At 70.5% G+C, this 21,139-nt stretch carries 13 protein-coding genes and 1 pseudogene; 8 read left to right on the top strand and 6 right to left on the bottom strand.

Going from position 1 to position 21,139, the window contains the following annotated elements; genetic code table 11:
* Positions 1–2 precede the first annotated feature (2 nt).
* The 4 genes from AB0C15_RS06450 to AB0C15_RS06435 all read left to right on the top strand — a co-directional run bounded on the left by AB0C15_RS06450 (position 3) and on the right by AB0C15_RS06435 (position 3,711).
* Positions 3–1,022, top strand: coding sequence for a hypothetical protein (locus AB0C15_RS06450; protein WP_357349277.1), 1,020 nt, complete (start codon positions 3–5; stop codon positions 1,020–1,022).
* Positions 1,023–1,219: 197 nt separating this feature from the next.
* Entirely contained in the window at positions 1,220–2,878 is a 1,659-nt protein-coding gene (locus tag AB0C15_RS06445) for a sodium:solute symporter family protein (protein ID WP_357349275.1), read from the top strand.
* A 16-nt stretch (positions 2,879–2,894) separates the two neighbouring features.
* The gene (locus AB0C15_RS06440) at positions 2,895–3,203 is read left to right on the top strand and encodes a hypothetical protein (protein ID WP_357349273.1); all 309 of its coding nucleotides are present in this window, start codon (positions 2,895–2,897) and stop codon (positions 3,201–3,203) included.
* Between the two features lie 121 nt (positions 3,204–3,324).
* On the top strand, positions 3,325–3,711 hold the full coding sequence (locus AB0C15_RS06435) for a hypothetical protein (protein WP_357349272.1): 387 nt from the start codon (positions 3,325–3,327) through the stop codon (positions 3,709–3,711).
* 127 nt (positions 3,712–3,838) lie between these two features.
* On the opposite strand, the gene AB0C15_RS06430 is transcribed toward AB0C15_RS06435, so the two are convergent.
* Entirely contained in the window at positions 3,839–5,620 is a 1,782-nt protein-coding gene (locus AB0C15_RS06430; protein WP_357349270.1) for a glycoside hydrolase family 6 protein, read from the bottom strand.
* Between the two features lie 602 nt (positions 5,621–6,222).
* Between AB0C15_RS06430 and AB0C15_RS06425 the strand changes: the two genes are divergently transcribed.
* Positions 6,223–7,398, top strand: a complete 1,176-nt coding sequence (locus AB0C15_RS06425; RefSeq protein ID WP_357349269.1) for a hypothetical protein — start codon at positions 6,223–6,225, stop codon at positions 7,396–7,398.
* A 1-nt stretch (position 7,399) separates the two neighbouring features.
* Positions 7,400–8,089: a class F sortase gene (locus AB0C15_RS06420; RefSeq protein WP_357349267.1), complete on the top strand. Its 690-nt coding sequence runs from the start codon at positions 7,400–7,402 to the stop codon at positions 8,087–8,089.
* A gap of 72 nt (positions 8,090–8,161) precedes the next feature.
* On the opposite strand, the gene AB0C15_RS06415 is transcribed toward AB0C15_RS06420, so the two are convergent.
* On the bottom strand, positions 8,162–13,240 hold the full coding sequence (locus tag AB0C15_RS06415; RefSeq protein WP_357349265.1) for an NAD-glutamate dehydrogenase: 5,079 nt from the start codon (positions 13,238–13,240) through the stop codon (positions 8,162–8,164).
* A gap of 289 nt (positions 13,241–13,529) precedes the next feature.
* Here AB0C15_RS06415 and AB0C15_RS06410 point away from each other — a divergent pair, with 289 nt between their 5' ends.
* Positions 13,530–15,494 (top strand): penicillin-binding transpeptidase domain-containing protein, encoded by a 1,965-nt coding sequence (locus AB0C15_RS06410; RefSeq protein WP_357349263.1) that lies wholly within the window; start codon positions 13,530–13,532, stop codon positions 15,492–15,494.
* 578 nt (positions 15,495–16,072) lie between these two features.
* Here AB0C15_RS06410 and AB0C15_RS06405 read toward each other — a convergent pair.
* From AB0C15_RS06405 to AB0C15_RS06390, 4 genes and pseudogenes are all read right to left on the bottom strand, one after another.
* Positions 16,073–17,008, bottom strand: a pseudogene (locus AB0C15_RS06405) (arginase family protein); the annotation flags it as partial.
* Between the two features lie 66 nt (positions 17,009–17,074).
* A complete protein-coding gene (locus tag AB0C15_RS06400; RefSeq protein WP_357349261.1) occupies positions 17,075–17,989 on the bottom strand; it encodes a tetratricopeptide repeat protein in 915 nt (304 codons plus the stop codon).
* Between the two features lie 221 nt (positions 17,990–18,210).
* Positions 18,211–19,899, bottom strand: coding sequence for a methylmalonyl-CoA mutase family protein (locus AB0C15_RS06395; RefSeq protein ID WP_357349259.1), 1,689 nt, complete (start codon positions 19,897–19,899; stop codon positions 18,211–18,213).
* 114 nt (positions 19,900–20,013) lie between these two features.
* Entirely contained in the window at positions 20,014–20,430 is a 417-nt protein-coding gene (locus AB0C15_RS06390) for an Asp23/Gls24 family envelope stress response protein (RefSeq protein WP_357349257.1), read from the bottom strand.
* A gap of 252 nt (positions 20,431–20,682) precedes the next feature.
* Here AB0C15_RS06390 and AB0C15_RS06385 point away from each other — a divergent pair, with 252 nt between their 5' ends.
* Positions 20,683–21,087, top strand: coding sequence for a hypothetical protein (locus AB0C15_RS06385; RefSeq protein WP_357349255.1), 405 nt, complete (start codon positions 20,683–20,685; stop codon positions 21,085–21,087).
* Positions 21,088–21,139 lie beyond the last annotated feature (52 nt).

Raw genomic sequence — 21,139 nt, 5'->3', positions numbered from 1 at the left:
CGATGCGCCAGGAAGAGCAGCAGGTGAGCAACGACCACCCGGAGGCCGTCCGGTCCGCGCCAGTGCCGGTACCCCCGGCCGACCGGGCCGCCCGCTCCGACGTCCCCGAGGACGCCCTCGACGACCGGGGCGCCTTCGACGACCAGACCCACGCCGACACCGATGCCGCGTACGACCCCGCCGACGACGAGTCGACCGACGACTCCGGCTCTCGCCACCGGCGCGACGGCCACTCCACCGACGACGGCGGTTTCCACGAGCCGGGGCCGTTGCCGACGACCTTCGGCGCCACCACGGTCGCCGACGCGGTGGCCGCGTCCGCGCTGGCCAGCCCGCACCCGCAGGACCAGCCGGACCCCCGGGCCGAGCGGACCGCCAAGCCCGGCGACGGTGCCGAGGACGGCGAGCGGGAAGGTCTGCGCGCCGACCCCACCGCCGAGCTGCACCGCCGCGACACGGACCTCGACGACAGCGCGGACGTCACCGACAGCACCGACCTGGACGCCCGTGCCGACGCGGACACGTCCGCGCGGACCGTCGTACCGCCGGGCACCACCGACGGCGACCCCGAGCGCCGCAGCGACCTGACCGGCGACCGGGACGCCGCCACGGCGGGCGCGGCCGGCTACGGCAGCGCCACACCGGAGATGGTCGACCCGGACGCGGACGGCGAGCCGGTGCCGAGCGACGACTCCAGCCACACGCTGGAGTCCGCCGGAACGCACCGACCCGCCGGGTCGACGGTCGCTGCCGAGCCGGCGACGCTGCTCGACACGGACACCGCGCAGGGCTTCCGGGACCGCTGGCGGGACGTGCAGCTTCGTTTCGTCGACGACCCGCAGGCGGCCGCCGGCGAGGCGCAGTCGCTGGTGGAGGAGGCCATCCAGGCCCTCTCCTCGGCGCTGGCCGCGCAGAAGAACACGCTCGGCGGATGGCAGGACGCCGGTTCGGCCGACACCGAGCAACTGCGGATGGCGGTCCGCAACTACCGCGACTTCCTGGACCGCGTACTGGGTCGCTGAGAGACCCGACCAGCACCCGGCGCCCCGGCCCAGCACGGCCGGGGCGCCCTCGTGCGCCCGATCGTCGCCAGGCCGCACAGACCGCCCGACCGGGCCCGATCGCGACGGGCCCGACGTCGGGGAATGAAACCGCGCGGACGGGGTAATAGGCCGCGCGCGCACCCACAGGCGCGGACGTCCGGACGAGGGGTGACGGGATGGACGGCGACGGTCTTCGGCTCAACATGAACGGGTTGGACTACCTGATCCTGGCGCTGTACTTCGTCACCGTCCTCGGAGTTGGCTTCGCCGCGCGTCGGGCGATCCGGACCAGCGTCGACTTCTTCCTCTCCGGCCGGTCGCTGCCGGCCTGGGTGACCGGTCTCGCCTTCGTCTCGGCGAACCTGGGCGCGCTGGAGATCATCGGGATGGCCGCGAACGGGGCCCAGTACGGCGTCATGACCGTGCACTACTACTGGATCGGCGCGGTCCCGGCGATGGTGTTCCTGGGCATCGTGATGATGCCCTTCTACTACGGTTCCAAGGTCCGCAGCGTCCCCGAGTACCTGCGCCTGCGGTTCAACCGTCCGACCCACCTGCTCAACGCGCTCAGCTTCGCCGTCGCCCAGGTGCTCATCGCCGGGGTCAACCTCTACGCGCTGGCCCTGGTCATGCAGGCGCTGCTCGGCTGGCCGCTCTGGACGGCGATCGTGGTCGGCGCGGCGATCGTGCTGGCGTACATCACCATCGGCGGCCTGTCCGGGGCGATCTACAACGAGGTGCTCCAGTTCTTCGTCATCCTGGCCGGTCTCATCCCGGTGACCGTGATCGGTCTGGTCAAGGTCGGCGGGTGGAACGGGCTGATGAACGCGGTGAGCGAGTCCAAGCTCGGCGAGGCGGGCCTGCACGCGTGGCAGGACACCGGCAGCACTGCCAACCCGCTGGGCGCGCAGTGGATCGGCATCGTCTTCGGCCTCGGCTTCGTGCTGTCGTTCGGCTACTGGACGACGAACTTCGCCGAGGTGCAACGGGCCCTGTCGGCGAAGAACATGAGCGCCGCCCGGCGTACGCCGATCATCGCGGCGTACCCGAAGTTGTTCATCCCCCTGGTCACGGTGATCCCCGGCCTGGTCGCCCTGGTGACGGTGAAGGGACTTGGCGCCGAGAGCGGCGACCTGCAGTACAACAACGCCATCCCGCTGCTGATGCGCGACCTGCTCCCCAACGGTGTGCTCGGGGTGGCGGTCACCGGCCTGCTCGCGTCGTTCATGGCCGGCATGGCGGCAAACGTGAGCGGCTTCAACACCGTCTTCACCTACGACATCTGGCAGGCGTACCTGCGGCCCGGCCGCTCGGACGACTACTACCTGCGGATCGGCCGGTGGGCGACGGTCGCCGCCGTGGTGATCGGGATCGGCACCGCGTTCATCGCGGCCGGGTTCAGCAACATCATGAACTACATCCAGGCGCTGTTCTCGCTGTTCAACGCGCCGCTGTTCGCCACCTTCATCATCGGCATGTTCTGGAAGCGGATGAGCGCGCTGGCCGGCTTCTGGTCGCTGCTGCTGGGCACCCTGGCGTCGCTGGCGACCTACCTGCTCTACAAGGGCGGTGTGATCAACTTCAACTCCGACCTGGAGGAGAGCTTCTGGGGCGCGGGCATCGCCTTCGTCACGGTGGCGATCGTCGCCGTGATCCTCACCCCGCTCACCGCGCCCAAGCGGGACGAGGAACTGCGCGGGCTGGTGTACGGCATGGGCGGCGTCGACCTGAAGGGCGACGTGCTCGCCGGGGACGCCGTCTGGTACCGCTCCCCGGTGCTGCTCGGCGTGATCGCCGTCGCGCTGGCCGCCCTCTTCTACATCCCGGTCTTCTGAGGAAAGGGGTCGGCAGATGAGCAACGACGGCCAGCCGGCACAGGATCCGCTGATCGACGAGGCACAGGCGGAGCAGCGGCGCTCCGCCGCAGCCCGGCTGTTCGACATCCGCAGGGTGATCGGTGGCCTCTTCGTCGCGTACGGGATCATCGTGACGCTTATCGGCATCTTCGACAGCCGGGCCGAGATCGACAAGGCCGAAGGCGTGCGGATCAACCTGTGGACCGGGCTCGCGATGCTCGTGTTCGGCCTGCTCATGCTGCTCTGGCAGCGGCTGCGCCCGGCGGAACCGCCGGCCCCCAACGAGCAGCAGCCCGACGCCTGACGGCCGGACCGCATCTCCTGCGCGGGCGGTCCGCCGCCGACCGCCGGGCCGTGCGGCATGAGCGCGGCACCAGGGGGTACGCGAGGCAACCAGGCACGTGTCGGACCCAGGAGGCAGCACCATGACCGATCGCGATCGCCAACCGCCGCTGGAGGACAGCCCGGAGGTGGCCTCGGCGGTGGACGATGACGCCACCGTGCCGCAGTTCCGGACCGGAGGCGGCCCCGACCGGGACACCCCGGGCTTCGCCGAACCCCGCAGTCGGCCCGCCGACCTCGCGCCGGACACCGACGAGCTGATCGGCGACCCGTACGCCGCCGGCACCGGCGCCACCGGGACCGGCACCGGCGCTGGTGGGGACAACATCCGTACCGGGGGCGAACAGCCCTGGGAGCCCGAGGACCTGGTGATGGCCCGCGGCCAGGACCTGACGCCGGAGAACCTGGACAAGGCCCGCCGGGACCTGGCCGAGCAGGGCCGGGCGGCGATCGAGCGCACAGTGCCCTGATCGGGGCCCACGACAAGGGGGGGTCCCCGGCCCGACCTGTGACGGTCGAGCCGGGGACCCGGGGGGAACCCCCCGCCGGCAGTGCCTCACCTACTGCCGGTGGGGGGTAAGTGCGGAAGCGTTCCGGTCAGAGCGCCGGGTACGCGTTGCGCATGAGCTCCTGGAACTGGGCGGAGAACCACGCACCGGAGATCGGCGCGTCGCCCAGGGCACCCGACGGGTTGTTGCCGTTGCGGGCGTTGCCGCCGTACGTCGGGTCGCACATCCGGTCGAAGCCCTTGCCCTCGTTGTTCGGGATCTCCTTGCTGGAGCCGTCCGACTCGCCCGGCGGCTTCACCCAGACGTAGGCGTCGATACCGGTCGCCGGGTTCGCCCGCGGCCGCTCACCGAGACCGGCACCGGCCTGGTTGCACCAGTTGCCGAGGTGTGCCCGACGGTCGATGCGGCCACCGTTGACGTACGTGTCGACGCTCGTCATCGCACCCGGGCCGGTGGGCCGGGCGGAGCCGCCCCAACCGTTGCGGGAGGTGTCGATCAGCATGCCGATGTTCGAGTTGAAGCCCAGCGAGACCAGCTTGGTCCGGAACGCCTGCGCGAACGACAGCTCGTCGACGTAGTAGTTCCAGTCGACCCACTTGGACTGCCGCACCGTCTGGCCGTTCACGTTGTCGGTGACCTTGAAGTACGGCTCGGTGAGCGCCGAGTAGTTGGCGGTGTTGGTGATGAAGCCGTGCACGTTGTTGACAGTGCTGCCGGAGGCGACCGCGGCGGTCTTCAGGATCTCCGCGCTCGGGTTGAAGTTGCTGTCCCAACCGAGCCAGCCGTGGTGGCCGGAGTCGATGTAGTTGTAGACGTTGCCGATCGCACCCAGCTTGGCCAGGGCGTAGCCGACGCCGTTGACGTAGGCGCCGTTGGCCTTGACCGTGTCACACATGACCGTGCCGCCCGGCTGGCCGGAGGTGTTGGTCACCAGGTTCGGCAGCGAGTCGATCTCGATGATGTTGATGATCCGCAGGCTGCTGTACTTCGACTGACCCTGGATAGCGGCGATCGGGTCGATGTACTGGGCCTTGTACTTGGGCAACTCGTCCGGGCCCAGCTCACCGTTCGAGGCGAGCGCCGAGCAGTCCCGGCCGGGCAGGTTGTAGATCACGAACTGGATGTAGCCGGCACCCTGGCGCAGCGCCTCGTCCAGGTGCTCCTTCACCCCGAAGGCACCGTTGGAGCTGCTGTTCGGCGTGCCGTTGATCGCGGCGATCCGGTCCAGCCAGACGGCGGTGGGGTTGTTCGAGACCCGGCTTCCGCCGGTCTCGGCGTCCGCCTTGGCCTTCCACTCCGGGTTCACGTAACCGCGTACCCCGGCGTAGGGGTTGTCCACCTTGGTGCCGGGCGGCGGCGTGGTGGTCGGCGGCGGGTCGGTGGGCGGAGGCGTGGTGGTGGGCGGCGGGTCGGTCGGGGGCGTCGTCGTCGGCGGGGTGGTGCCACCGTTGCAGACCACTCCGTTCAGGGTGAACGACGTGGGCTTCGGGTTGCTGCCGCTCCACGCGCCGTTGAAGCCGATGCTCGTCGACGCGCCGGTCGCCAGGGTGCCGTTGTAGGACATGCTGCGCGCGGTGACCTGGCTGCCGGACTGGGTGTACGTGGCCGACCAGCCCTGCTGCACCCGCTGGCTGGAGTTGGGGAAGGTCCAGCCGAGCGTCCAGCCGTTCAGCGCGTCGCCGACGTTCTTGATGGTGATGTTCGCGGTGAAGCCGCCCTGCCAGTCGTTGCTCGTGTACGCGATATCGCACTGCGTCGCGGCCTGCGCCGCGGTAACCGGAATCGTCACCAGCCCGCCGGCGACCAGGGCACCCGCGCCGGCGAGCGCGAGGGCCCGGCGTGGGCCGGTCAGCCTTCTCCACACATTCATGCCACTGATCTCCTTGGGCGAGACCGGGCCCAGGTACGGCCCGGCGGGACGGCCCGATGGGCGTCCTGCACGGACGGCCTTCGGCACCAACGGGAATCTTTGGGGGGCGCCCGACCCGGACGGGCGATGGTGGTGGTGGTGCCCGGCCGATGCGTCGGCCGGTCGTTCGGCGGCTGGTGTCGCCCGGTGAACCGGGTGCCCTCGACTGCCCTGCCTGCGCGGTGTGGCTCATCGAACCGCGTTCGACGATTCTTGCATGGGAGCGCTTCCATGGCAATGGCTCGATGCGTCAACCGGAACCGTTTCGGACGATACCCCCGGATGGACCCGAGCGGCACGCGGCCGACCTGGCGCTGCCGCTACCGGATGACCGGCGCGGACCGGGCACGGCGAGCGCCGAACGCCGTGCAACGCCCGGAAAGCCACGTGGCACCCCGCACGGCGCTCGGCGCAGAGAAAGCCGCGTAGCACCCCTTCACCTCTTACTTGGACCAAAGGTCAAAACGCGAATCTTTCACTTCATAAGTCATGAAACCGTCTAACGTCGGTCTTAGCTCGGTTGTCGCCGGGCTCAGGACAACAGGGATGGAGTGACGCAGGTCATGGCTAAGAAGATGCTCGGGAAGGTCGTTGCGGGCGCCGCGCTCGGCGGCGCGTCGCTCCTGGTGTTCGCACCGGGGATCGCGTTCGCCGACGGCCACGACGACGGCAAGGTCTACGCCAAGCCGCACGTCGTCAAGGCTGGCGACGAGGTCAAGCTCCTCGAGATCTGCCCGGATCGGCAGGAGCACGCGTACGTGTGGTCCAAGGTCACCGGCAAGGTCAAGCTCAAGCCGGCCCAGGAGGACCGGGGCGAGGACCGCGAGTGGCGTGAGGAGGAGGACTCCTCCGACCACGACAAGGGCAAGGACGAGCACGGCAAGGACGAGAACGGCAAGGACCACGAGGGCAAGGACGAGAACGGCAAGGACGACAAGGGCAAGGACCACGAGGGCAAGGACGACAAGGGCAAGGACGACAAGGGCAAGGACGAGCACGGCAAGGACGACAAGGGCAAGGACGAGAACGGCAAGGGTGGCCAGGGCGGCGGCGCTGCCGCCGACGCCTACGGCGACGAGGACAGCAAGGACTGGAAGGGCGAGGAGCACGGCCAGGACGCCGACGAAAGCCGTGACAAGAAGGACTGGGACTCCAAGGACGAGGACAAGAAGGACTGGGAGTCCAAGGACGAGCACGGCTCCGACAACGGCTGGGAGAACAAGGGCCACGACTCCGACGAGTACGGCTCGGACGAACGCGGCAGCTACGGCTCCGACGAGCGCGGCTCGGACAAGGGCTGGGAAAGCAAGGGCCACGACTCCGACGAGTACGGCTCGGACGAACGCGGCAGCTACGGCTCCGACGAGCGCGGCTCGGACAAGGGCTGGGAGAACAAGGGCCACGACTCCGACGAGTACGGCTCGGACGAGCGCGGCGGTCACGGCAAGGACGAGCGCGGCTCGGACGAGCGTGACTGGGACAAGGAGCGCGAGTTCGTCTACTACGGCGAAGCCAAGGTAGACAAGGACGCCAAGCCGGGTCGCTACGAGCTCAAGGGCTCCTGCGGCGAGGGCGAGCTGGTCGTGCTGCCGCACGGCGGTGTCGACGGTGGTGACGGCGGCGTCAGCACCGGCACCGACCGGGGTATGGCCACCGGCGGGGCGGGCCTGCTCGGCGCTGCCGCGCTCGGCGGGATCGTGCTGATGCGTCGTCGGCGGACCGATGGTTCGCTCGTCTGACGTGACGACGACACCGGCCGGCGGCCGTCGCGGGAAACCGTGGCGTGCCGCCGGCACGGCCGTCGTCGTCACCATGGCCATGATCGGCGCCGGCATGATCGGCGCTTCGCTGAAGACCGCGCCCGCGCCCCGACCGCCGCAGCCGCTGGCCCAGGCCGGCCCGGAGGCGACCGGGCCGGCGAGCACCGCTGACGACGGGCAGTCGGTCGGTCAGGGCACCGCTCCGGCCGGCCTGGCCCGTTCCGCGCCGACAAGCATCGAGATTCCCCGGATCGGCGTCGACGCCACGATCATGTCGTTGGGCACCAACCCGGACGGCACCGTGCAGGTTCCTCCGCTGGACCAGGCCGACAAGGCCGGCTGGTACGAGCCCGGTGCGAGCCCCGGCGAGACGGGCAACGCGGTCATCGTCGGGCACGTGGACTCGGCGGTGCTGGGCCCGGCAGTCTTCTTCGACCTCGGCGCTCTCACCCCCGGCGACGCCCTCACCGTGCGCCGCGCCGACGGAGTGCCGGCCACCTTCACCGTGGACTCGGTGAAGTCGTACCCGAAGACCGCCTTCCCCACCGAGTTGGTGTACGGACCGAGCGACCGGCCCAGCCTGCGGGTGGTCACCTGTGGCGGTCAGTTCGACGAGGTCGCGAAGAGCTACCCGGACAACATCGTCGTCTTCGCCACCCTGGCGGCGTGACCCACGACGAACGAGACGCGGCCCGGCCGGTCGGGGTGACCCGACCGGCCGGACCGCGTCCGGCGACCTGACTCAGGCAGCCGCGGAGGTCCGCACCAGGGTGCGGATCTGACGCAGCAGCACCGACAGCGCGGCGAGATCCGCCCGCGACTCGTCGAACTCCCCCATCGCCCGCCGCGCACGGTGGATCGAGGTGGCGTTCGACTGCTCCCACTGCTGCACCCGCTCGTGCGGCGGAAGGTCGCCAGGCGTCGAGTCGAGCACCTCCGCGGTGAGCGCGGCAAGCGCGGCGTACAGGTCGTACCGCAGCGCCATCCGGGCCAGCGTCTGCCAGCGGTCCTCCCGCGGCAGCAGGGAGATCTTCGACAGCAGCGAGTCCACCCGGAACAGGTCGGACAGCACGAAGTAGACCGAGGCCACCTCGCTGACGTCCCGCCCGCTGGCGTTCGCCGTCTCCACCACGTCCATCAGGCCGAAGCTGTACATCAGCCGCGTCGCCCGCTCCGCCAGCTCGCGGGGCAGCCCACGCTCGGTCATCGAGTCCATGTGGGCGACGATGCCCTGGCGCTCGTTGCCGTAGAACAGCTCCTCGAGCCCCGGCAGCAGCCGGTGCACCCCGTCGCGCAGCCGGGCGATCTCGGCGGGCACGTCGATGGGCGAGCGCCGGTTGGAGACCAGCCACCGAACCGCCCGGTCGAGCAGGCGGCGAGTGTCCAGGTAGACGCTCGTCTGCAACTCCGGCGCCACCCGGTTGTCAAGCGCCTCGACCGCGTCCCACAGGTCACGCAGGCCGAACACCTCGCTGACCACCACGTACGCCCGGATCACGTCCGCCGCGCTCGCCGCCGTCTCCTCGACCACCCGGAAGATGAACGAGATGCCACCCCGGTTGATCGCCTCGTTGACGAGCACGGTGGTGACGATGTCCCGGCGCAGCCGGTGCCGGCCCATCCGGTCGGCGAACCGTTCGCGCATCGGCGTCGGGAAGTAGTTGACCAGGACGTCGGTCGTCCACTCCTCGTCGGCCAACCCCTCGGTGAGGATCTCCCGTTCCAGGACGATCTTCACGTACGCGAGCAGCACCGCGAACTCCGGCGCGGTCAGGCCGGACTCGCTGCGGACCGCCAGCTCCTCGTCCGGCGGCAGCGCCTCCAGAGCGCGGTCCAACCCACCCGAACGCTCCAGCTCGTTGATCATCCGGCGGTGCACGGGGAGCAGCGACGCGGCCTGGGCCTGGGCGTTGTTGATCGCCCGAGCCTGGTCGTAGTTGTCCCGCAGCACCAGCTCCGCGACCTCGTTGGTCATCCCGGCCAGCAGCTCGTCCCGCTCGGCGGTGGTCAGCTCACCATCGGCCACCGCCGTGTTGAGCAGGATCTTGATGTTCACCTCGTGGTCGGAGGTGTCCACCCCGGCCGCGTTGTCGATGAAGTCCGTGTAGATCCGGCCACCTGTCAACGCGTACTCGATCCGGCCGAGCTGGGTCCAGCCGAGGTTGCCGCCCTCGCCCGCCACCCGGCAGCGCAGGCTGCGGCCGTCCACCCGGATCGCGTCGTTGGACTTGTCGCCCACCTCCGCGTTGGTCTGCGTGGACGCCTTGACGTAGGTGCCGATACCGCCGTTCCAGAACAGGTCCACCGGGGCGGTGACGATCGCCTTCATCAGGTCCTGCGGCGACATCTGCGTGACGTCGTCGTCCAGGCCGAGCGCCGCCCGGACCTGCGGCGTGATCGGGATCGACTTCGCGGTACGCGCGAAGATGCCGCCACCCGCCGAGATCAGCTCCGGGTTGTAGTCCTCCCACGAGGACCGGGGCAGGTCGAACAGCCGCCGACGCTCCGCGTACGAGGTGGCGGCGTCCGGCTCCGGGTCGAGGAAGATGTGCCGGTGGTCGAAGGCGGCCACCAGCCGGATGTGCTCGGAGAGCAGCATCCCGTTGCCGAACACGTCGCCGGACATGTCACCGACGCCGACCACCGTGAAGTCCTGGGTCTGGGTGTCCAGGCCCAGCTCCCGGAAGTGCCGCTTGACCGACTCCCAGGCGCCCCGGGCGGTGATGCCCATCTTCTTGTGGTCGTAGCCGGCGGATCCGCCGGACGCGAACGCGTCGCCCATCCAGAAGTTGTGCGCCGTGGAGATCTCGTTGGCGATGTCGGAGAACGTCGCGGTGCCCTTGTCCGCCGCCACCACCAGGTACGGGTCGTCGGCGTCGTGCCGGACCACGTCCTCGGGCGGCACGATCTGCCCGCTGACGATGTTGTCGGTGACGTCGAGCATCGCGCCGACGAACTCCTGGTAGCAGGCCACCGCCTCGTCCCGGTCGCCAGGCTTCTGCTTCAACACGAAGCCGCCCTTGGCACCTACCGGCACGATCACGGTGTTCTTCACCATCTGCGCCTTGACCAGGCCCAGCACCTCGGTGCGGAAGTCCTCCCGACGGTCGGACCAGCGCAACCCGCCCCGAGCCACCGGCCCGAACCGCAGGTGCACACCCTCGAACCGGGGCGAGTAGACGAAGATCTCGAACTTCGGACGCGGCGCGGGCAGGTCCGGAATGGCCTGCGGGTCGAGCTTGAACGCCACGTACGCCTTCGGCCGCCCGTCGGCGCGCTTCTGGTAGAAGCTCGTCCGTAGGGTCGCCTCGATCAGCGTCAGGTACGAGCGCAGGATCCGGTCCTGGTCGAGGCTCGCCACGTCGTCGAGCGCGCCCCGGATCGTCTCCACCAGCTCACCGCTGCGCTGCTGCCGCTGCTCGGTGCTCAACTCGCCAGGCGCGAACCGGGTCTCGAAGAGCTCCACCAGCAACGCGGCGAGCTTCGGGTACGCGATGAAGGTCTGCTCCATGTAGTCCTGCGAGAAGACCGTGCCGGCCTGCCGCAGGTACTTCGCGTACGCCCGCAGCACCACCACCTGCCGCCAGGTCAGACCGCCGCGCAGCACCAGCTCGTTGAACCGGTCCACCTCGGCCTCGCCGCGCCAGGCCGCCGCGAAGGCGTTCTCCACGTGCGGGCGCACCTCGGCCAGCTCGTGGTGCCCCTCGGGCAGCATGAGACCGAAGTCGTACAGGTAGACCCGACCGTCGATCCGGTCCACCTCGTACGGGTGCTCGTCGACCACGCGTACGCCGAGCGAGTGCAGCACCGGCAGCACGGCCGAGAGCATCATCGGCTCGCCGTACCGGTAGACCTTGAACCGGACGTCCATCGCCTCGGCCAGGTCCGCGCCCGGCACCCGGGTGCCCGGGCGGGGTGCCAACTGCTTGCGGAACAGGTGCATCTCAAGCTGGCCAGGCTCCTCCAGCAGCTCCAGCTTCGCCAGGTCCTTCATCGCCTCGTACGGCGTGTGCCCGTCCTTGTAGCCCTCCGGGAACGCGTCGGCGTACCTGGTGAACAGGTGCTTGGCCTGCTCGTCGCCGAGCTTGCGTTCAAGCACCAGCCGGTAGTCGTCGTCCCAGAGCCGGGTGGCGTCGGCCAACTCCTCGGCCAGCAGGTCGGCGTCAATGTCGCCGGGCGGCCGGGTCGGGTCGGTACGGACGATGAAGTGCACCCGAGCCAGCATCGACTCGGTGACCCGGGTGGTGTAGTCCACGCCGACGCCGTTCAGCTCACGCAGCAGGATGTCCTGCATGCGCAGCCGGTTCTGCGTGGTGAACCGGTCCCGGGGCAGGTAGATCAGGCAGGAGATGAACCGCCCGTACGCGTCGCGACGCAGGAAGACGCGCAACTGTCGGCGGCCCGCCATCCGCAGCACGCCGACCACCGCGTGGTACAGGTCGTCGGTCTTGATCTGGAACAGCTCGTCGCGCGGGTAGGTCTCCAGGATCTGGATGAGGTCCTTGCCCGAGTGGCTGCGCTGGCTCAGGCCGGAGCGGTCCAGCACCTCGGCCACCTTGCGGCGGACCACCGGCAGCTCGCGGACGCTGGTCCGGTAGGCGGCAGTCGAGAACAGGCCCAGGAAGCGCCGCTCACCGATCACGTCACCGGCCGAGTTGAAGATCTTGAAGCCGATGTAGTCCAGGTACGCCGAGCGGTGCACGGTGGCCCGGGAGTTGGCCTTGGTGATGATGAGCAGGCGCTTCTCCAGCACCTTCTCGTGCGCCTCGGGCGTCATCGAGGAGAGCGACCGCGCCTCCGGCGAGTCGGAGCGCAGGATGCCCAGCCCGGTGCCGAGCACCGCCTCCAACGCCTTGCCGTCGACCGGGTCGGCGGCGTCGCCGTCGGCGTCCACCAGCCGGTACTCGCGGTAACCGAGGAAGGTGAAGTGGTCGTGGGCGAGCCACCGCAGCAGCTCCACCGAGTCGGTGATGTCCTTCTCCGGCACCGGAGGGCGGTTGTCGGAGGTGCGGGCGGACGCCAACTCGTCGGCGAGCGCGAGGGCACGCTGCCGCATCTTCGGCCAGTCCTCCACCGCCTCCCGCACGTCGGTGAGCACCCGCTGCAACTCGTGGCGGAGCCGGTCCCGCTCGGCCGCGTCCCGGACCGGGTCGATCTCGATCCGCATCCAGCTCTCGACGATGTCGCCGGAGATCGCGTCGTCCGGCTCCACGTCTGCGGAGACCTCGGTGAGCCGGCCCAGCGGCTCCCGCCGCACCACCACCAACGGGTGCACCAGCAGGTGCACGTCGAGGTGGTACGAGTTGAGCAGCGCCGTCACCGAGTCGACCAGGAACGGCATGTCGTCCGTGACGATCTCGACGACCGTGTGGTGCTGGTCCGCGTGCGGTTCGTGGATTCGCAGCTTCAACTCGCCCGGCACCCGCTGCTGGGCGAGATCCCGGTGAGCCCGGGCCGCGTCGAGCATCTCCTCCGCCGTGAAGCCGACCAACTCCTCGTCCGGGGCGAACCGCCAGAAACGACCGACAAGTGTCGCCGCGTCATGGTCGTCCCCCGCGAGCGCGACGGCCTGGGCCACCAGGCGCTCCGCGTTGGGAACTGGTTCGTCGAGCTCGGCGTCCTCCACGTCGTCGGCCAACGCCTCGGTCGGCAGGCCCAGATCGTAGATGGTGTCGATGCTCGACCCGGTCAGCCCGGTGACGCCCGTGTCGAGCCGGCCGTAGCCGTCCCCGTCGGTCGCCGAATCGAAGCTGTCGTCGTCCCGGCCGGAGTCATCCTGCCGGAGGTCGGGTTCCGGTTTGATCGCCGGACGCCGGTCCATCGGTGCCACTCCCCTCGACCCACCGCGTTGTGGGTCACTCTGCCGCCCAGCCTAGGCCCTGCCGTTGTGCGCCTTCGTCGGCGGACCACTGGCCAGACGTCCGGATCGGGACTTTGTCCTTTCACCCGTTGCGGGTCCGAGGTTGGCCGGCTGCGGGATACCCCGCCACGCGATGTTCATCACACGGGCGCGCCCCGTCTTTGAGCGCTGCCGAACACCTGGGGGACGTTGGGGACGGCGCTCGCGTACTACCGTGCGAGGGCAGTCCGAGATCGGAAGGACCAGCTTCATGCCCTTGTCGTACCCCCGGCCCCACCGGCCGAACCCCGCCCGCCGCCTGGCCGCCGCCGTCACCACGGCGTTGCTCACGGCGGGTGTCCTGGTCGGTTGCTCGGCTGACGACGGGCCGCAGCGCACCGTCGACGCCTTCCTCACGGGCTGGCGCAGTGGCGACCTCCAGGCGGTCGGTCTGATCGACCCGCTCGGCACGAAACTGCCGTCCGCCGACGTGGCACGCGAGATCAAGGAACTCGCCGGTGAGCTGGCGGCCACCCCGCCCACGCTGACGCGTCGCGGCGAGCCGAAGATCACGAAGGACATCGCGACAGCGACGGTCCAGGTGGAGTGGGCTCTGCCGGGTCAGACCCGGTGGGCGTACGACCGGGAGGTGCGGCTCGCCCACGGCGACGACGACCAGTGGCAGGTGATCTGGGAGCCGACGGTGGTGCACGAGCAACTCACCAAGGGTGACCGGTTGGCGCTGCGCCGTGACGCCAGTGCCCGCGCCGGGGTGCTCGACAACGCCGGAAAGCCGCTGGTGGCCCCGCGCCCGGTGGTCCGGGTGGGCGTGCAGCCCGATGGGGTCACCGACATCAAGAAGCTCGTCAAGGACCTCGACGCGGCGTTCAAGGCCATCCGTCCGGCACTGGTCCCCGGTGTCGACCTGGCGGACCTGCCCAAGCGGGTGGCCGAGGCGGAGCCGGGCGCGTTCGTCGAGGTGGTGTCGCTGCGCGAGGAGGCGTACCGGCAGATCAAGCCCCGGATCTACGACCTGCCCGGCACCAAGTTCGTCTCCGACAAGGTCGACCTGGCCCCCACCCGCGAGTTCGCCCGTGCGCTGCTCGGCACCGTCGACCCGGCGCAGGCCGACGACCTGGCCGCCCATCCCGACCGGTATGTCGTCGGCGACAAGGTCGGGCACGGCGGGTTGCAGGGCCGCTACGACGAGCGGCTGCGCGGCGGGCCGGGGTTGACCGTGGTGGTCGAGCGTCCGGCCGAGGGCGGCAAACTCGAGCCCACCGGCACCGAGCTGTTCCGCCGGGAGCCGCAGCCCGGTCAGGCGTTGAAGACCACACTGGACGTCGCCGTCCAGAACGCGGCCGACGGGGCCCTGCGCGCCGAATCGCGCCGATCCGCGGTGGTGGCGGTCCGGATCAGCGACGGGGCCGTGCTGGCCGCGGCGAACGGCCCCGGGCCGGCCGGCGAGAACCTGGCCTTCAACGCCCAGGTGCCGCCCGGCTCCACGTTCAAGATGGTCAGCACGCTGGGTCTGCTGGACCGGGGCGCGGTCACCCTGGACGGGCCGGTGGACTGCAAGAAGACCTTCACCGTGGACGGCCGGTCCTTCAAGAACTCGGACAATTTCGAGCTGGGCTCGGTGCCGTTCCGCACCGACTTCGCCAAGTCCTGCAACACGGCGTTCGCCGCGCTGGCACCGAAGCTCGGGGGCGACGGGCTGGCCGCCGCCGGCCGCTCGCTGGGCCTGGAGGGTCAGTGGGACCTTGGCACGGACGCCTTCACCGGCAAGGTCTCGACCGGCGGCAGTCCGGCCGAGCAGGCCGCCGCTTCGTTCGGGCAGGGCACCACGCTGGTCAGCCCGCTCGCCATGGCCGGTGCCACCGCCGCCGTCGCCCGCGGCCGGTTCGAGCAGCCGAAGCTGCTGCTCGACCCGGCGCCGGCGAAGCCGGCCGCGGCCGGCGAGCAACTGAAGCCGGAATCCGTCGCGGCGCTGCGCACGATGATGCGCGAGGTGGTCACCGCCGGCACCGGCAGCGCGCTCAAGGACGTGCCGGGCGAGGTCTACGGCAAGACCGGCACCGCCGAGTACGACGACAACCCGGCCCACACCCACGCCTGGTTCGTCGGGTGGCGGGGCGACGTGGCGTTCGCCGTCTTCGTGGAGAAGGGTGGGGCCAGCACGGCCTCGGCCGTGCCGATCGCCGAGCGCTTCCTCCGCGCCCTTCCCGCCACCTGACCTCGCCCCTCACACGTCCGCCGGCCGGCAGCCCGCTACGCCCAGGGGCTGCCGGTGGGCTCCGGCTCTGATCAACTCGGGTTCCTTGAAACCGTGTCATCCGGGGCCTTCGGATACGCCGAGTTCAATGAACCCGAGTCGATCAGCGGCCGACCGGGTCAGGCAGTGTCGGCTTTGTGCAGATCTGCGCCGTTCTCGATGACAGAACTCTGGCCCGACGTGTCCTCTACGGTCGACGAGACCCGCCGGAGCAGCCCCGGCCCGGCCGAGGCGGGCGGGCCGACCGGCTCACGCTCGGGCGCGACCACCGCCGCCACCCCCGACAACTCGGCGTGGGCCGGTTCAGGAGTGCCCGACTGCTCCGCCGCGACCCAGTCGTCCCGGCCGGCATCAGCCACTCCACGACCGGAGCCGTCAAGGCCGGCAAGATCTACGGCGTCAGGCCCGTCCGGCCGTTCCGCAAACCCCTCCACCCCGCCGGACGGCCCGCCACCGTCGAACCCTTCCGCAACACCGGACCGCTGCCCACGATCGGTGGGGGCGGCGCGGCGCGGGGAGGGCATCGGCCGGACCGACAACAGTCGGGGTGGCACGGCCTCCGGGGCGGTCACCGGCGCCAGGCCGGCCACCACCGTGTTGACGATCTCGGCCGCGTACGAGCCGTCCGGGTCGTAGTCGGGGTCGAAGACGGTCAACTCGACGCCGAGGCAGTGCGGGGTGTCGACCAGACCGGCGAGCAGGATCTCCAACTCGGCGAAGGCGATTCCGCCCGGGTCGGGGGCGTCCACGGCGGGCATCACCGCGGGGTCGAGTACGTCCACGTCGATGTGCACCCAGTAGCCGGCGCAGTCGGCGAGTTGCTCGTGCGCCCACTGGGCCGTCCGGGCAGCGCCTTCGGCACGCAACGCCGGCACCGGCCGGGTGGTGATCCCGGCGGCCTGGAGGTCGAGCCGGTACTCGTCCTGGGCGCGGATGCCGAGCACCACCACGTCGATGTCGCGGAAGTAGGGCCGGCGACCCTCGAGCGCGGCCAGGTCGGCCTGCCCTCGGCCGGTGACCAGGGCCAGGTCCTCACCGGCGGCGGCACCCACGTAGGAGGCGTTGCCGGGGTGCCGGAAGTCGGAGTGCCCGTCGACGAAGACCAGCCCGATCCGCCCGCCGACGGCCTCGCCGAGCCGGTGCATGGCCAGCGCCGATCCGAGGAGCACGGAGCAGTCGCCACCGAGCACCACCGGGAACTCACCCCGGTCGATGATCGAGCCGATGCGTTCGGCGAGGGCCAGCGAGTAGTCGGCGATCTCCCGGGCGTGGCACACCCCGTCACCGGGCCGCCAGTCGCCCGGGTCGTAGCGGGCGGGAGTCACACAGCCGGCGTCGCGGGCCCGGAGCCGGGCCAGCAGGTCGTGGTCGCGCAGCGCGCCAGGCGCCTTGGCGCAACCCGGGACCGACGTGGGCGTCGGCGGCCGTAGACCAAGATTTGTCGGCGCGTCGAGGACGGCGATCCGGCGCATCATGAGCTCCCGTCCTCGGAGGTCGGGCGGGCCGGCCGGAACGCCGGCCCGCGCTGGCGTGCTACGAACTCAGAACAGGGCGCTGGCCAGGGCCCGACGCGCCGAGGCGACGGCCGCATCGTCCGGGCCGGCGATGGAGAAGAGCGAGACCAGGTGCTGGCGTACCGTCTCACGGTCCTCACCGGCGGTGCGCCGGACCAGACCGACGAGCCGGGCGTACGCCTGCTCGGCCAGGCCGCTGAGCACCTCGATGTCGGCGGCCAGCAGTTGGGCGGCGACATCGTCCGGGGCGCTCTCGGCGGCGGCAAGCGCGGTGGACGGATCGGCACCGGCCACCCGGCGGGCCACCCCGACCTGGGCCAGCCCGGCCGTGGCCGCGGCGTCCGCCGGGGCGTCGGCGAGGATCTTCCGGTACGCCTGCTCGGCGGCGTCCAGATCGCCGCTCATCAGCGCGTCGTCCGCCTCGTCGAGGCGGGGGTCCTCCGGCTCGGCCACGGTCACGCCGCCGGCCTTGAGGACTGCCTGGATCCACTGCCGCAACTGAGCCTCGGGCACCACCCCGGAGAAGGCGTCGACAGGTTGGCCGCCGACGACCGCGTAGACCATGGGAATGCCCTGGACCCGGAACATCTGGGCGATTCGGGGATTTTCCTGCACGTCGACGCGGGCCAGCACCCAGGTGCCGGCGCCCTCGGCGTTCAGCCGCTCCAGAACCGGGGCGAACTCGTCGCTCTCCGGGAAGCCGGCCGCGCCGAAGAACACCACGACGGGCATGGCCATCGAGCGTTCGAGCACGTCGGACTGGATTGTCGCCTCGGTGACGTCCACGATGGCGGTGTCACCGCCGGCGGCGGGTGCGCCATTGGACGGGCCGCCCTGCGGGGGCGTGCCGGGGCGGGTACTGGCTGGTGCGGGGCCACGCAGCGTGCTGAGGTCGACCGCGCCGCGGGTGAAGATCGACGAGGTGATCCGTGGGTCGCTCATGGTTACCTAGTCTCGCACGTGAGCCGGGATTCTCCGGTCACCCGCAACCCCGACGTTGCAACTCTCACCCCCCACCCACCACCCTCGCGATCTTGCACTTTCTGTCGCCGCTATGCCGCATTCATGCCTTATGGCACCGCAGAAACTGCAAGATCGACGGGGTGGGGGTGGGGGGCGGGGCGGGGGTGGGGGTGGGGGTGGGGTGGGGGTGGGACAGCGGATTAGAAGCGGGCTGGTTCTCGGTAGGTGCCCCATTCGGCGCGCAGGGCGTCGCAGATCTCGCCCAGGGTCGCCTCGGCGCGGACCGCGTCGAGCATGGCGGGGATCATGTTGCCGTCGGTGCGGCCGACCTCGACCATCCGGGTCACCGCGGCGCGGACCGCCTCCTCGTCCCGGGCGTTCTTGCGCTCGGCGAGCATCCGGCGCTGCTCCAGCTCCACCTCGTGCGAGATGCGCAGGATCTCCAGCTCCTTGGCGACCGTGCCGGTGTGGCAGTTGACCCCGACGATCTTCTTGTCGCCCTTCTCCAGGGCCTGCTGGTAGACGAATGCCGACTCGGCGATGTGCCCGGTGAACCAGCCGTCCTCGATACCGCGCAGGATGCCCGAGGTCATCGGGCCGATCTGGTGCGGCCCGTCGCCGCCGAGCTGGCGAATCCGGGTGAAGATCTCCTCCGCCTCGGCCTCGATCTTGTCGGTCAGCGCCTCGACGTACCAGGAGCCGCCGAGCGGGTCGGCCACGTTCACCACTCCGGTCTCCTCCATCAGCACCTGCTGGGTACGCAGTGCGATCTCGGCCGACTCGTCGGTGGGCAGCGCCAGGGTCTCGTCCAACGCGTTGGTGTGCAGCGAGTTCGTGCCGCCGAGCACCGCCGCGAGCGCCTCGACTGCGGTGCGTACGACGTTGTTGACCGGCTGCTGCGCGGTCAGCGACACCCCGGCGGTCTGGGTGTGGAACCGCAGCCACAGGGCCTTCTCGCTGGTCGCGCCGTAGACGTCGCGCAGCCAGCGGGCCCAGATCCGGCGGGCGGCCCGGAACTTGGCGATCTCCTCGAAGAAGTCGAGGTGCGAGTCGAAGAAGAAGCTCAGCCCAGGCGCGAAGACGTTGACGTCAAGCCCGCGCGAGAGGCCCAGCTCGACGTAGCCGAAGCCGTCCGCCAGGGTGTACGCCAGCTCCTGCGCGGCGGTCGAGCCGGCCTCCCGGATGTGGTAGCCGGAGACCGACAGCGGCTTGTAGCGCGGGATCTCGGCGGCGCAGTATTCCATCAGGTCGCCGATCAGGCGCAGGTGCGGCTCCGGGTCGAAGAGCCACTCCTTCTGCGCGATGTACTCCTTGAAGATGTCGGTCTGCAGGGTGCCGTCCAGGGTGGACAGGTCGGCGCCCTGCCGCTCGGCGGCGACCAGGTACATGCAGAACACCGGCACGGCCGGGCCGGAGATGGTCATCGAGGTGGTGACGCCGGCCAGGTCGATGCCGTCGAACAGCGCCTCCATGTCGGTAGCGGTGTCGATGGCCACCCCGCAGTGGCCGACCTCGCCGAGCGCCTGCGGGTCGTCCGAGTCGCGGCCCATCAGCGTCGGCATGTCGAACGCCACCGAGAGGCCGCCACCTCCGGCGCCGAGGATCATCTTGTAGCGCTCGTTGGTCTGCTTGGCGTTGCCGAAGCCCGCGAACTGCCGGATCGTCCAGGTCCGTCCGCGGTAGCCGGTCGGATGCAGACCCCGGGTGTACGGGTACTCGCCCGGCCAGCCGATCCGCTCGAAGCCCGGATAGGTGGCGCCCTCCGGCGGCCCGTACACCGGCTCGACCGGCATCCCGGAGAGCGTGGTGAAGTCCGCGTCCCGCTTGCGCGCGGCGTCGTACCGGGCCTGCCAGCGCGCCCGTCCGGCGTCGATCTCGTCGGCGTCCATGAGCAGGGCTCCTCCTCGGGTCCTCGACAGCACCCCGAGTGTAGAGCCCGCACCTGAACGATCGCTAAGTCACGTCGTACCCGCGGGTAACGTGAGCTGGCCGGCGATGACCCCTCAGACCGCTGCCGCGCCCGGCTGGTTCAGCTCGATGTCGTCCACCGTGACGTTGACCTGGGTGACCGTCAGGCCGTACCTCTCCACCGCCTCGATCACCGCGGCCCGCACCGCCTCGGTCACGTCGGCCACCACGTGCCCGGCGTCGATCACCAGGACCACGTTGATGACGGCCGAGCTGCCCTTCACGTCGGCCGAGACGCCCCGGCGCGCGTCGCCCACCTCGTCCAGACCGACCTTGTCCAGCACGCTGTTGAAGAACCGGGCCACGTCACCGCCGAGGTCGGCGACACCGGGCACCGCACGAGCGGCCGCCCCGGCGATCTTCTCCACGACCTCGTCGGAAACCGACGTGACACCCCGGGCCGCACCCGTCGCGGGCTGCACTGCTCCGGCGTTCTCCACCGCGTCCGTCATGATCACATCTCCCCTGGTCCGCCGCATTGTGGACCGACCGTCCCGTCAGCCCGCCGCGCGACAGCCTGAACTCCCGCCACGCGCCGCGAGCCTACTAAAACCGGAGTGACCTTCGCCTCCGGCACGCGGCACGCGCCGCCAACCAGCCGTACGCGCGACCGACGACCACCCGAATGTCGATCTTGACCAGTAGGCTGCCCGATGGCGCGTCCAGGATGGACGTCCGTTTGAAACACGAGTGAGGTCTGTTTGATGCGCAGAAGGTTGTTGAGTTTCGCCACGGCGGCCACCCTGTCGGTCGGCGCGCTGCTCGGAGCGGCCGGGCCGGCTCAGGCCGCCGAGTCGCCAAGCGCCCTGTGCGGCTCCGGGTACTACGTCATCGACAGCCACGGGCTACCCGGCGCGACCACGTACCTGCTCTACAAGTCCAGCGGTGGCGGCTGGAACTGTGTGGTCACCGTCAAGACCGCGGACCGTGGCACGGCGACCAAGGTCGGCGCGTACCTCGACATTGAGGACGGCCGGGGCGGCATCGATGAGGGTCGGTTCGCGTACTACGCCGGGCCGATCCGAGCCGACAGCGGCGGCCAGTGCGTCCGGTTCGGCGGCCTCAGCCGCGGCACGTACTGGACCAGCCCCTGGGGACACTGCGGCTAGAACCGCAGACGCGGGGGGCCGTCGCCGATCATTGGTGCCGGCCCCCGCACTC

Source organism: Micromonospora sp. NPDC048835 (genome assembly GCF_040649995.1).
Taxonomy (GTDB): Bacteria; Actinomycetota; Actinomycetes; order Mycobacteriales; family Micromonosporaceae; genus Micromonospora.
The sequence above is the reverse complement of the archived record's forward strand: the minus strand, read 5'-3'. Positions and strand labels throughout refer to the sequence as shown.